The sequence below is a fragment of the Microcoleus sp. S1D4 genome, from assembly GCF_036700765.1.
Taxonomy (GTDB): Bacteria; Cyanobacteriota; Cyanobacteriia; order Cyanobacteriales; family Microcoleaceae; genus Microcoleus.
In genome coordinates this window covers 101,509-115,401 of record NZ_JAUBPP010000008.1, presented here as the reverse complement: position 1 = coordinate 115,401, position 13,893 = coordinate 101,509, and the positions used below count along the sequence as shown (strand labels likewise).

Sequence of the window (13,893 nt, the reverse complement as noted above, 5' to 3'; positions counted from 1 at the left end):
TCAGAAACCGGGTTTCTTCCTATATTTTTCGTACTCAATCCAAATGATTCGCAGAAACCCGGTTTCTCCCTACCACTCATTTACTTAACTTCAACCATCCCAAAAACCTCGCCCGCCACCAACCGAGTTCCATTGGCAAAATCCACCCCAGACTGCACCTTTTTCCCCGCCAATTGTACCTCTCGCAATAATAGCAAACCATCGCCAGTTTGGACGATCGCCCCCAAGCCCTTCACAACCCTGACAACCTCCCCATTTACGCCCGATAACTGATCCAAAACAGGCCAATCGCGTTCCAAAACCCTCAACTCCGGCGGCATTTGCAGCCAATATTCCGGCCCTAGTGGCACAGTAGCAATCACCTTCAAAGAATTACCGCGAAAAGTCGTAGTACAATCCGGGTAAAAGCCCCTAACTTGATTATGAAGCGCGATCGCACTTTGCGACCAATCCAGCACAAAATCCGCCGTTTTAATCATCGGCGCATAAGTCGCCTCAGCATCATCTTGAACAACAGCATCAACCTTCCCATCCCTCAATAATATCAAAGTTTCCACCAACAAATCCGCCCCAACATCCGCCAACCTATCCCCCAAAGAATCAGCATTATCCAACAGCGAAATCCCAGCAAAACTCTTCAACAACATCGCCCCAGTATCCATCCCAGCATCCATCAGCATAGTAGTAATCCCAGTCTCCTTTTCCCCATCAAAAAGACAGCGCTGAATCGGTGCCGCCCCGCGATACTTCGGCAAAATTGAACCGTGAACATTAACGCAAGCCAAACTAGGAATATCCAGAATTTCTTGAGAAAGAATCTGCCCGTAAGCCACCACCACAAAAACATCAGCCTCCGCTTCCCGCAACATAGCAATAGTTTCCGCATCCTTCTTAATTCGGCGCGGCCCGAAAACTGGGAGACTGTGATTTAAAGCCACATCTTTAATAGGTGAAGGCATCAATTTATTGCCTCTTCCCCGGCGCTTATCCGGCTGAGTCACCACAGCCACCACCTCAAATTCTGGATGACTCAGCAAACCGGACAAAGTAGGAACAGCAAAATCGGGAGTACCAAAAAAAACAATTTTCATAGATTTTTAGTTAGTTTTTATAATAATACCAACAAAACTACGCCATCAACTCATTCACCGCCACGCTAAAACCTGGCAACACAACCTGAGTTTTCGCCCCCTCACCGGGCTTAAATAAAACTGTCGCACCTTGAGTAATTACTAACACCCAACTACTCTTAGGAAACAGCAGCCAAACTTCCAGACAACCAGACTGCAAATACTCCTGCGCCTTGGCAAAAACATCATCAGCAAAATCGCTAGGCGAAACAATCTCAGCTAGCAGCGGAAAACTCTGGGGCAAAACTGAAAACTCCCCAACTTGCGCCAACAGTTCAGGAGTAATATAAGATACATCTGGTATCCGCCCTTTTTTCAGAGTTTGACAAGTAACTTCCACATAAACCTCGCCCCCTTGGGCGCTTGAGTCCATGTAAATGCCCCAATATCGTACTAATCTAGCTTGAATGCGGCGAGTTTTTGCAGTCATTCCCGGTTTCCCCACTACTTCTCCATTGACAAATTCTACAGGATGTTTGACTATAACTTTACCGTCCGCCCACTCCGTCCCGTCTGGAGGATTTTGCATCCATTCTTCCAAAGTTAAATTTAACTGTTCTACACTAGGAATTATCATGTTATTTACCTTGTTTACTGCTAAACTAAATCTTATCATATCTCCCAAAAAATGGAAAATATGTCGAATTTTTTGCTGAAATTCAGCCGCAGCTTATTTGCAGATATCCCAGAACTATAAAACTTTATTCACGCTGTCATCAATCCCTGTTTTTCAATCCTGGCATTTTGTGGCTACAACCAAAACCAAGCCAAAATTCATAAGCAAAATTGCGATCGCACCTGACAACAATATAGACTAGGAACCGGAGATTTCACCGTTTTGTTCCAAAATCCTTCTGAAGGAGAGACAAATCAACTCCTCCCAGACTTCTTAGATTCAACCAGTTTCACCAACCTCTAACCATCCGCGTCCACCTGCGGTTAAAAAATTTTTTCTTCACTGAAGGCTACTAAAAAATGATTTCATCCAAATTATTCAAAACAATTAAAATGCAGTTCAAACTAATTTTATGCCTTTTGGTTGCCTTAAATTTACTAATATTAAGCGGCTGCCAAAACACTTCAAAAAACAGCGACACAATCGAAATAACCCTGTGGCACGGTATCAATCCCCCGCCTAATCGCGACGTATTTCAAACCCTCACGGACAAATTCAACCAAACACATCCTCACATCCAAGTAAAACCAATTTACATCGGACAGCCAGACCAACAAATGCCAAAAATCCTCACATCAATAGTAGGAAATGCACCGCCGGATTTGCTGTGGAACGTTCCCACAATTGGCGGAAAATTAGCCGAACTAAACGCAATTCAACCCTTAGAAGAATGGCTGGAAAAATCGCCCCGAAAATCCGAAATCTATCCGGCATTGTTCGAGTCAATGGAACTCGACGGACATATTTGGTCGGTTCCCCTAGCGACAAACAACGCTGCCATATTTTACCGTCCTAGTTTATTTAAAGCAGCAGGAATCGAACAAGTGCCGCAGAATTGGGCGCAATTAAAGCAAGTAGCCCGATCGCTCACGAAGGACACCAACGGAGACGGCCGCCCAGACCAACACGGCATAGTGCTCTCCCTAGGCAAAGGAGAATGGACAGTATTTACCTGGCTGCCATTCATGTTCAGCGCCGGCGGCGAACTCTTGGCAGCCTCACCTCAAACTTCCGTACCGCAAATCGACAATCCCGGTGCTCTGGCGGCCTTAGAATTGTGGAGCGACTTATTAACAGAAGGTTCAGCAATACTGTCAGCACCCGAACGCGGTTACGAACTCGACAACTTCATCGCCGGCAAAGTTGCAATGCAAATCACCGGGCCTTGGACTCTAGCACAATTGCAGCAAAGCGCGATCGACTACGCAGTGATGCCCATACCCGCCCTCAAACGCCCCGCAGCAGTTGTTGGGGGTGAAAACCTATTTTTAATGAAAACCTCCCCAGAACGCGAGAAAGCGGCCCTAGAATTCTTAGAATACGTGCTCGGCGAAGAATTCCAAACAGCCTGGGCTTTGGGAACAGGTTACTTGCCAATTAACTTAAAATCGAGACAGAGTAAAGCTTATCAAAGCTTTGTGGAAAAAAACCCTGTTTTGCGAGTATTTTTAGAACAAATGAACTCGGCCCGATCGCGCCCCATCATCTCAGGTTACTCCCGCCTGTCAGAAAATGCAGGCCGCGCCATAGAAGCAACCCTTCTGGGCCAAAACCCCCAAGACGCTCTCAAAGAAGCTCAAGAGCGTTTGACACTAACCTTAGATATGACCAAGTAAAATACAGATTGATAATTGGGAAAAAAGTAATTGGTCAAACAACTGGCGATCGCTCCACTTAGTTGAGAATCGCTATGATTAATAGATCAATAGGGTTTACTTAAGACGATCTCCCTGGCACACCCCTTAAAAAGGGGGGATCAGAATGCCCTCAAAGTCAACCCCTACTCCCCTTCTTAAGGGGGATTTAGGGGGATCTCCGGGGCATAAATATGTTAAGTGAACCGTATTGATTAATAGATGAGCAACAACACTCAATCGCTTTCCTCCATTAAATCTGCGTAGATATGCCTAGATATGTCCAACACCTGCAATTGACCTAATAAAAAATATCTGCAAAAAGTCTAGTCTGTGCGTTTATATTGGCAAAAAAGGATATTTCCAACACCTCTTGATGTTAATTACACCGCACAGAAAAAAACCACACCCTCAACGACTCCACAAAAAATTATCTTAAAAGGTTCTCTCCTTACCTACCACCCATAACCTACCATCACTTAATAGAAACATTTTTGCTACCCAGTACCAATCCCGTGCCGCCTACTGAGACCCGAACAACCGTCCACCTTTTCCCCAAACGACAATGCAGAAAAAGTTCCTTAACGCAATCAAAGGACATTCCTGGCGGTACTTCCTCACAGTAGGCGCGATCGCCTCGATCTACTATGTGACATCGCAATTGGCAGTTTCCACCCTCACCCTGAGTACAGAAATCTACCCCATGTGGCCGGCTGCAGGAATTGCCCAAGTCGCCCTGCTGCTGTTTGGCCCCAAAATGTGGCCGGGAATTGCGATCGGAGGCTTCCTGTTCAGCATGAGCATACCGTCGGCCAACATCGCCGTCGCCTCGATCTCTGCCTGCGCCAGAACCCTGCAAGCGTGGACGGGAACCTATCTGCTGCAGGGCATGAACTTTAACGCCAGACTCGATCGGCTCAAAGACATTTTAGGAATAGTCGGACTCTCAGCCTTCGCATCTACCCTAATCAACTCCACCATCGGCAGCATCGTCGTCTGCTTGACCGGCTTATCTAGCTGGAGCAATTTTGGCACGATGTGGGGGACTTGGTGGGTAGGAGACGCAATGGGAATTTTGCTCGTCGCCCCGCTGCTGCTGACATGGCACAAATTGCCCAAAGTCCCCATAAATCGCAAACAGATGATAGAACGAGCGATTTGGCTGCTGCTGCTAGTAGCCGTCGGCTGGCTCGTCTTCTGCTCCCGCACCCGCGCCGCCTACGCGCGCTATCCCCTCGAATACCTACCATTTCCCCTAGTAGTTTGGGCAGCCTTTCGATTCGGCCAGCGCTACACGGCCATTTCCAACTTCCTCCTCTGCGGCTTCGCCATCTGGGGCATAGCCCGAGGCAGCGGCCCCTTTCTCAAACACTCCAGCAGCATCCCCCAAGCACTCCTCTCCCTGCAAGCCTTCATCGCCGTCATCGCCGTCACAGGCTTAGTTTTAGCAGCCACCGTCTCCGAACGCCGCCAAGCAGAAATCTCCCTCCGCGCCAGCGAAGCCAGCCTCGCCAACGCCCAACGCATCGCCCAGCTAGGCAACTGGGACTTACACCGCAACACCCAGCAATTGCGGTGGTCAGAGGAAATGTACCGCATCCTGGGAGAGGTGCCGGGAACTCTGGAACCCAGCCTCGAAGCCTTCTTGGCATACGTGCACCCCGAAGACAGAGAATTAGTCAAAAGCTCGATCGAAGCGGCGTTATTTCAACAACAGTCCTACAGCATCGACTACAGGATAGTGCTCCCCGACGGCAGCCTACGCACAGTCTGCGAACAAGCCGCCGTCAACTCCCTGTACATCACCAGCACCGTCCAAGACATCACAGACAGAAAGCGCGCCGAAGCAGCCCTGCGTTCTTCAGAAGAAAGATTTTCCAAAGCCTTTCACGCCTCCCCAGTCGGCATCAGCATCTGCACTGTCACAGACGGATGCTTCCTCGATGCCAACGAAAGCTTTTTGAGATCCTTGGGCTGGGAACAGCAGGAACTTATCGGCCGCACCGTCAGCGACATAGGAATGTTGGTCAATTCAGAAGACAACGATCGCATCACGAAGATGTTACAAGCACAAAAGTCGATCGGCAACCAAGAAATCAAAATTCGCACCAAAGCCGGGGAAGTGCGCGACTGGCTGCTGTCAGCGGAACTCATCGACCTCGGCAGCACTCAGTGCGTTTTAATCATGACCAGCGACATCACCGAACGCTTGCGTTCCGAAGAATTCCGTCGGGGAAAAGAAGCCGCCGAAGCCGCAAATCAATCGAAAAGCATCTTTCTCGCCAACATGAGCCACGAATTGCGTACACCCCTCAACGCTATCATCGGCTACAGCGAGCTCCTGCAAGAAGATGCCCGAGAGATTCCTGTAGACGAAGAGTTCATCGACGACCTCCAGAAAATTAACACCGCCGGCCAGCACTTGCTAGCGCTGATCAAAGATATTCTGGACTTCTCTAAAATTGAAGCAGGCCGCACCGACTTACACCTCGAAACCTTCAGCATTTTAAATCTAGTTAAGGAAGCGATCGCCACGATCGCCCCGATGGCCGACAAAAATAGCAATATATTAGAAATACAATGCCCTGAAGATATTGGCTCCATGCAGAGCGACTTAACAAAACTGCGGCAATCCCTGCTCAATCTGCTCAGCAACGCCTCAAAATTTACTTGCTCCGGCACCATTACTTTCGCCGTTATTCGCTCCCCCGAAACCCCCGCCGAAGCTGCCAAGAGACGCAAAAAACTTGCAGCCTATAGAGGAGACAAAACTGAAAATAGCTCGTCTCTATTGTCTTCCTCTCAAGATTGGATCGTTTTTACAGTCAAAGATACCGGCATTGGCATGAATTCCGAACAGTTAGCCAAAATCTTCGATCCTTTCACCCAAGCCGATTCCTCAACTACTAAGAAGTACGGCGGCACTGGTTTAGGTTTGACGATTACTCAGAAATTCTGCGAAATGATGGGCGGAGACATTAGTGCCTGCAGCGAGTTAGATAAAGGTTCTACTTTTACAATTCGGCTGCCAGCTATTATAAACGAAACTTCGTTATCCCTCGAAAATTATGATAAATAGAGTCTTTTGTGAAGATGATTTTTTTCTGCTATTTATCGATTATTTCGTTTCCCGGCAAAAAACAATCTAAAAATTTGATATATGCGTGATGCGGTAAATAAGGTGGCTAAAATAGTTATTAATCACTACCTAAAAAACCAAATTGGTACTGTTGTTTTTGGTTGGAACAACGGTCAGAAAAATGGCGTAAATATGGGAGCAAAAACTAATCCAAAATTCGTACAAATTCCTACTGGTAGATTGAAAACTAGAATCTCTCAGCTCTGCGAAAAGTATGGAATTAGATTCATCGAAACAGAGGAAAGCTACACATCAAAAGCTTCATTTGTTGACAGTGACTTCCTGCCTGCAATCGGTGCAAAACCCGATGGGTGGAAAGAGTCTGGTAGACGAATTAAGCGTGGACTGTATCGAACTAATTTACAAAATTGGTACATTAATGCAGACTGTAACGCAGCGGGCAATATCATACGAAAAGTAGCAACAATGCTAGGTCTTGACCTTAGCGGAGTTGGTAGAGGTGCCTTGACAGCGCCCTTAAGAATTGCCGTTTGGTAGTTTTTTAAGAATCCCCGTCGCTTTAGCGCGGGGAGTGTCAATAATTAAAAAGATATACTAGAACAAATTGCTACAAAGCGCCAGAAATTATGCACCCCCACCTCCAGCGCCAACTCGAACAACTCGGTTTAGCCGGCGAGTCCCCTCCCAACGCACAGCAGTGGCAGCTATTTTTAGAACAGGTAAGTTGTAGCTATGACGAAACTCAGAGTCAGCAAGAACAGGTGGCTTTGCAGGATGCGACCCCCTCGCCCCAGCCTCCTCCAGACTCTCCAACAGCTTCAGAATTCGATCGGCTGCGATCGACTTTCAACAGTTTGGGGGCGGGATTGTGTATCCTCGATCGAAACGGGTTTGTCCTCTCCTGGAATCCCGAAGCCGAACGCTTGCTGGGGTGGCGGGAGTCAGAACTTTGGCGTGTTTCCCTGCTGTCTCGCATCAACAGCAACCAAAACAAAGGCCAAAAATCCCAAGTTTTGACGGCCGGGAAACAGTCAGCAAGCAAAAGCGAACATCGACCGATCGCACCTACACTATCTTTACAACAGGCGATCGCCCACCGTCAACCTTGCAGCAATTGGGACGACGAATTTCTGTGCAGCGACGGCAAAAAATTACCAGTTTCCTATTTTTTCAATCCAGCAATTGACGGGAGCGAAATATCAGTCTTGGTGTTTTTTGACATGACAGAACACAAGCGATCGCTCTCGATGCTGGAAGCAGTTATAGAATCTACAGATGCCGGAATTCTCGCTGTTGACAGCAACGGCAATATATGCAATTTTAATCATAAAATTATTGAAATGTGGGGCTTGTCTCAAGTAGCAGAAAAGTTGAGACAGTCGGCGCTAGGCAAGGTCAAAAGCTCTGTCGCAACATGGTTTACCTTCGCAGCACGCCAATTAAAAAAATCCCCAAATATTCTTCAAGACTTAATAGAACTGTCGGCAAATCCAGAGGCTCAAATCAGCCAATTATTAGAACTTAAAGACGGAAAAATCCTCGAATTAAATTCGCTACCCTCAAAAGTCGGAGCAAACACAGCCGGCAGAGTCTGGAGCTTTCGAGACGTTACCGATCGCCAAAAAGTAGAACGCTCTTTGCAGGATAGAGTAGAATTAAATCAGTTGATTGCGAGTTTGTCAATCAATTTCATCAGCCAGCCCAGCTTGGAAACAGGCAAATTTATCGATCGCACTTTGGAAGCAATCGCCACCTTCACCGGATTTGACCGCAGTTACATCTACCTGTTATCAGCAGACAAAACCAGCGCCAAAAAAACCTACGAATGGTGTAGCGACGGCATTTTGGAAAGAGAAGAAGACAGCAGCCACAAACAAATAGACATCGCCAGAATTCCTTGGATTGCCGAAAAGCTCGATCGCGCCGAAGACCTCCACATCACAGAAATCGATGGACTCCCTCCCCCCGTACAAACTGAAATTGCCTATTTTCAAGGCAAGAAGTTACCAGAAGTCCTGACCGAGTTCCCATCCCAAACCACGGAAAAAGTAGCAACTTCCTCAACAAATGCGATCGCACATTCCCCAGAAACACAATTAAATATACCTCAAAACAATCTGCAATCGCTGATAATTATTCCCCTAACTTGTAGTGAAAACCTAATAGGATTTCTCGGATTCGAGAGCTTCCAACCCGCAACAGGTCGATCCACCGAAATATTAACTCCTCTAAAAATGGTAGGGGAAATGCTCGCCAATGCCCTAGAACGCCAGCGGGCAGAACTAGCCTTGCAGCAAGAGAAATCAAGCTACCGCAGCATCTTTGAAAACGCAGTCGAAGGCATATTTCAAACCACCCCACAGGGGCGATTCCTCAAGGCAAACCCCGCACTAGCCGAGATTTACGGCTACGAAACAGTTGAGCAAATGTTAGCCGAACTCGCAAACCTCAACCGCCACATTTACCTAAACCCCAACCAGCACGCCGAATTTCTGGCGCAATTGAACTCCGGCCGCCAAGTCTCAAAATTTGAATCGCAAATATACCGCCGAGACGGCACCACAATCTGGATTTCGGAAAACGCCCGCACCATCTGCGACGAAAGCGGCCGGGTTTTGTACTACGAAGGCACAGTCGAAGACATTACCGATCGCAAACAGGCAGAATCCGCCATGCAGTCGGCCCTAGAAGCAGCAGAATCGGCCAACCGGGCAAAAAGCACATTTCTCGCTAACATGAGCCACGAACTGCGAACGCCCCTCAATGCCATCATCGGCTACAGCGAAATGCTCAAAGAAGAAGCCGAAGAATTGGGCGCCGGCGAATCCGTCTCTGATCTCGAAAAAATCCGCAGCGCCGGCAAACACCTGCTTTCCCTGATCGACGACATCCTAGATATATCTAAAATAGAAGCAGGTCGAATGGATCTCTACTTAGAAACCTTCGACATCCATACCTTAATTGAAAGCGCTGTCGCCACGGCCAAGCCGCTAATCGAGAAAAATGGCAACATCCTAGAAGTGTACTGTCGGGACAATCTCCACACGATGCACGCCGACATGACCAAAGTCCGGCAGGTGCTGCTGAACCTGCTGAGCAACGCTGCCAAGTTTACTAAAAATGGGAAAATTGCGATCGCAGTCGAAAGCATTAAAAATGAACAATTAAGAATGCAAAATCAAGAGGAATCTTCCCAAATTTTAATTGCCAACTCTGAATTTATCAGTTTCCGCGTCACCGACACCGGCATCGGCATGACAACAGACCAATTGCAGCGAGTTTTCCAACCTTTCACCCAAGCAGATGCCTCAACTACCCGCAAGTATGGCGGCACGGGTTTGGGACTAGCTATCAGCCAGCGCTTCTGTCAGATGATGGGCGGCAGCATTGAGGCCTGCAGCACCTTGGGCGCAGGCACGACTTTCACCGTACTTTTGCCCAGCGCCATCCAACAGCCGTCCGTTCCCAGCCCAACCCGCGACAGCACGAGAACGGAGGACGCACCCGCTGTCGGCACGGTGCTGGTAGTTGACGATGACCCCATCTCCCAGGATTTGATCCAGCGCGCCCTGGCCCGCCAAGGACTGCACATAGAAGTCGCCGGCGGTGGCGAGGAAGCTCTCAGGCTGGCCGAGAAACTGCGGCCAGATGCGATTACCCTGGATGTGATGATGCCGGGAATGGACGGCTGGGCGGTGCTTTCGGCGCTGAAGGCAGATCCAGAGCTTGCCGAGATTCCCGTAATCCTGCTATCCTTTGTGGGCAACAAAAGCCTCGGCTTTGCGTTGGGCGCTTCGGACTACCTCACCAAACCCGTGGACGGCAAACGGCTGGCTGCTTTGTTGAATAAGTACCGACGCGACCGAGACGGCGTTGTGGCTAAAAGTTTGCCCTGTCAAATATTGATTGTGGAAGATGACGGTGCCACTCGCAACATACTGCGGCGCATACTAGAAAAACAAGGTTGGGCAGTGGCGGAAGCTGACAGCGGACAGGCGGCTCTCGAACAGCTAGAACTTGCTCGCCCGCACCTGATTTTGCTGGATTTGATGCTGCCAGAAATGGATGGTTTTGAATTGATCGCCGAACTTCGCAAGTCGCATTCTGAAGATCCTATACCGATCGTCGTTATTACTGCTAAAGACCTGACTACCGCCGAAAGGGAGCAGCTAAACGGCTATGTCGATCGGGTTTTACAAAAGGGAGTCTACAGTTGCGATACTTTGCTGCGCGATGTTCGCTCTATAGTAAATGAAAGGCTCGATCGCAGGTACGACTCGAAAGGCAAGGAGAACACCAATGGCTAAAATCCTGTTGGTCGAAGACAACGAAATGAATAGAGATATGCTTTCTAGGCGTCTGGCCCGCAAGGGACACGAGGTCTTTATTGCTGTGGACGGTGCCGAGGGAGTGTCGATGGCGATGGCGAAAGTACCGGATTTGATTCTAATGGATATGAGTCTGCCAGTGCTCGACGGGTGGCAAGCAACCCAGCAAATTAAGGCGGCCCCAGAAACTAAGACGATTCCGGTGATTGCGCTGACGGCTCACGCAATGGCGGGCGATCGTGAAAAGTGTCTCGCGGCCGGCTGCGACGACTACGACACCAAACCAGTGGAGTTTCCCCGACTCTTGAGCAAGATTGAAACGCTTCTGAAAGAGGCCATGAAATGAAAGGTGATGAGGGCAATGTACTGGTTGTTGACGACAATGAGGTGAACCGCGATTTGCTGGCTCGCCGACTTCAGCGTCAAGGCCACGCAGTGACTGTTGCTGAGGATGGTCTCCAAGCTCTGGAAATGATGCGTAGCGAGCCTTTTGATTTAGTTTTGCTAGACATTATGATGCCGCAAATGAACGGCTATCAGGTGCTGGAAAATCTCAAGGCTGACGAGAATTTGCGCCACATCCCGGTGATTATGATTTCGGCGGTGGACGATATCGACAGTATTGTGCGCTGTATTGAGTTGGGGGCGGAGGATTATCTTTCTAAACCTTTCAATCCGGTATTGCTCAAGGCTCGGATTAGTGCTTGTCTGGAAAAGAAGCGGCTGCGCGATAAGGAGCAAACTTATTTGCGGGAGTTGGCACAGGAAAAGGAAAAGTCGGAACGTTTGCTGTTAAATATTTTACCAGCTCCGATCGCCCAGCGCCTCAAAGAAGGGGAAAGCACGATCGCCGACAGTTTTGCTGAGGTAACAGTCATGTTTGCCGATTTGGTCGGTTTTACGAAGCTTTCGGCTCATTTGTCGCCGGCCCAGTTGGTAGAGTTGCTCAACGAGATTTTTTCAGCTTTTGACGAGTTGGCCGATCGCTACGGGCTTGAGAAAATTAAGACGATCGGGGATGCTTATATGGTGGTTGGCGGTTTGCCTAAACCGAGCGACAACCACGCCGAAAGCATTGCCGAAATGGCGATCGACATTCAAGCAGCCATCGCTAAGATGCAAACCAAGGGAGGTCAGCCGCTCAGCATCCGCATCGGCATCAACACGGGCCCGGTGGAAGCTGGGGTAATTGGTACTAAAAAATTTACTTATGATTTGTGGGGAGACACGGTAAATACAGCTTCGCGGATGGAATCTCAAGGGGTACCGGGCGGCATTCAGGTGACAGTTGCTACCTACGAACGCCTGCAGGACAAGTACGTTTTCCAAGAGCGCGGCGTGATTCCAGTGAAGGGTAAAGGCGATATGATGACTTATTTGCTTGTGGGCCGAAAGGCTTAATTAGTCATTAGTCATTAGTCATTGGTCATTGGTCATTGGTCATTGGTTATTGGTTATTGGTTATTGGTTATTGGTTATTGGTTACTTGCTACGAATTCCCAATCCCTCCACAACGCTAGAGCCCACTTCTCAATTCCCAATAACAACTAACAAATAACAGTCAACAGTCAACAGTCAACACTCAACTGCCAACACTCAACTGCCAACAGTCAACAGTCAACAGTCAACAATTAGATAATTCTCAAATGAACGTAAATTCTAACCTATTAATGTATGCCCAATGGGCAGGAATTCTGACAGCGGCTTTGTTTGTTTTAACGATCGTAGCATTTATATTCAAATGGGGTTTTCGCTTCCGTTTGGTCGGAGTGACTAGCTTTATGGCCGTAATTGCTGCGAGTATATTTGGTCTTGGTTTGGGACTGTTTGCGCGCACGGAAATTCCCGGCGCGGTGCGCTATTCTTTAGTTTACGATACTGGCGGCGCTCAAACAGTTGTTACGGTGCCGCCTTCGATTACTGAATCGGAGTTAGAAGCAACGATGCAGCAAGCGGCGGCGGATTTGTACTCTCCAGGGCGTTCTGGACGCGGAAGAGACTACATGACTATCCGCGTTCGGACGATCGTACATCCAGAGCCCGGGCTGTCGCAGCCGCTGTTTTTGGGCGAGGTGAGGCGATCGCTAGCGACTCGATATGATGAGAAAATGGCGATCGACATCTACCCCGAAAAAGTTGCTATTCTGAAAAAGTATCAAGCCTAAAAATCAATTATTCGGCGATTGAAATCGCGTCTAAACAAACAAAGTCAGCGCAACGCGAGACTAAGAAACTACTTGTTACCAGGCTCTGCCTGGTAACGCAGATCCAGAGGCTCTGCCTCCAATTTTAGGGATAATTTAAAAAAATGATTGCAATCACGAAACAAAAATTAAAATTTAACGAATTTATTACAATTTGCCCGGAAGATGGTGTTTATGAATTGGTGAACGGAGAAATTGTCAAAATGGCAACTACCAGAAATCACGATGATGTTGCTGAATTTGCAGATAGACAGTTTTATCAAGAGTGCGATCGGCTAAAACTCAACTATGTAGTAAAACGAGGCATCACGATCCAAACTACCACAAAAGAAGGTATAGAGCAAGGACGAGTGCCTGATGTCAGTGTTATCGATCGCACTTTGTGGCGTGCCGAACGCAAATCCTATACCGCACTCGAATCGCCGATTCAGTTAGCTGTGGAGGTAGTATCAACTAATTGGGAAGATGATTATGTTGACAAGCTAGATGAATATGAACGCTTAGGTATTTCTGAATACTGGATTATTGATTATTTAGCGATCGGCAAAAGAGAGTATTTGGGAAACCCAAAAATGCCGACGGTATTTGTGTTTTCGCTAAATGCTCAAGGAAAATATGAACGGAGTCAGTTTAGAGGTGACGAACAAATTGTTTCGTCCATTTTTCCACAATTAGTTTTGAATGCCGATCGGGTATTGTTAGCTTAGTTTTGTTAGTTCGTTATCCTCTAGAATATTAGGCGATTGAAATCGCTTTTTTTCAAAAGAAGTTTCTCTATAATAGACTAAGATGGTCTACAAAAATTACTTTAAAATTTACAA

The 13,893-nt window shown here is 47.8% G+C and carries 10 protein-coding genes; 8 read left to right on the top strand and 2 right to left on the bottom strand.

The window, feature by feature from the left end; genetic code table 11:
• Window positions 1-80: 80 nt before the first annotated feature.
• Together fmt and QT998_RS10855 are read right to left on the bottom strand one after the other, a co-directional pair.
• Window positions 81-1,091, bottom strand: coding sequence for a methionyl-tRNA formyltransferase (gene fmt / locus QT998_RS10860; protein ID WP_333089424.1), 1,011 nt, complete (start codon window positions 1,089-1,091; stop codon window positions 81-83).
• Window positions 1,092-1,128: 37 nt separating this feature from the next.
• Window positions 1,129-1,707: a Uma2 family endonuclease gene (locus QT998_RS10855; RefSeq protein WP_333089426.1), complete on the bottom strand. Its 579-nt coding sequence runs from the start codon at window positions 1,705-1,707 to the stop codon at window positions 1,129-1,131.
• A 398-nt stretch (window positions 1,708-2,105) separates the two neighbouring features.
• Here QT998_RS10855 and QT998_RS10850 point away from each other — a divergent pair, with 398 nt between their 5' ends.
• The 8 genes from QT998_RS10850 to QT998_RS10815 all read left to right on the top strand — a co-directional run bounded on the left by QT998_RS10850 (window position 2,106) and on the right by QT998_RS10815 (window position 13,779).
• On the top strand, window positions 2,106-3,422 hold the full coding sequence (locus tag QT998_RS10850) for an ABC transporter substrate-binding protein (RefSeq protein ID WP_333114586.1): 1,317 nt from the start codon (window positions 2,106-2,108) through the stop codon (window positions 3,420-3,422).
• Window positions 3,423-4,005: 583 nt separating this feature from the next.
• On the top strand, window positions 4,006-6,519 hold the full coding sequence (locus QT998_RS10845; protein ID WP_333089428.1) for an MASE1 domain-containing protein: 2,514 nt from the start codon (window positions 4,006-4,008) through the stop codon (window positions 6,517-6,519).
• 81 nt (window positions 6,520-6,600) lie between these two features.
• Window positions 6,601-7,077 carry a transposase gene (locus tag QT998_RS10840; RefSeq protein ID WP_333114583.1) on the top strand — a complete coding sequence of 159 codons (477 nt, stop codon included), beginning with the start codon at window positions 6,601-6,603 and terminating at the stop codon, window positions 7,075-7,077.
• Between the two features lie 89 nt (window positions 7,078-7,166).
• Window positions 7,167-10,847, top strand: a complete 3,681-nt coding sequence (locus QT998_RS10835) for a response regulator (RefSeq protein ID WP_333114581.1) — start codon at window positions 7,167-7,169, stop codon at window positions 10,845-10,847.
• Entirely contained in the window at window positions 10,840-11,214 is a 375-nt protein-coding gene (locus QT998_RS10830) for a response regulator (protein ID WP_333089432.1), read from the top strand. The genes QT998_RS10835 and QT998_RS10830 overlap by 8 nt, the downstream gene beginning before the upstream one ends.
• The gene (locus QT998_RS10825; protein WP_194065816.1) at window positions 11,211-12,269 is read left to right on the top strand and encodes an adenylate/guanylate cyclase domain-containing protein; all 1,059 of its coding nucleotides are present in this window, start codon (window positions 11,211-11,213) and stop codon (window positions 12,267-12,269) included. Before QT998_RS10830 ends, QT998_RS10825 begins: the two co-directional genes overlap by 4 nt.
• A 245-nt stretch (window positions 12,270-12,514) precedes the next feature.
• The gene (locus QT998_RS10820) at window positions 12,515-13,033 is read left to right on the top strand and encodes a Ycf51 family protein (protein WP_194008530.1); all 519 of its coding nucleotides are present in this window, start codon (window positions 12,515-12,517) and stop codon (window positions 13,031-13,033) included.
• Window positions 13,034-13,176: 143 nt separating this feature from the next.
• On the top strand, window positions 13,177-13,779 hold the full coding sequence (locus QT998_RS10815; protein WP_333114577.1) for a Uma2 family endonuclease: 603 nt from the start codon (window positions 13,177-13,179) through the stop codon (window positions 13,777-13,779).
• The last annotated feature ends 114 nt before the right edge of the window (window positions 13,780-13,893 follow it).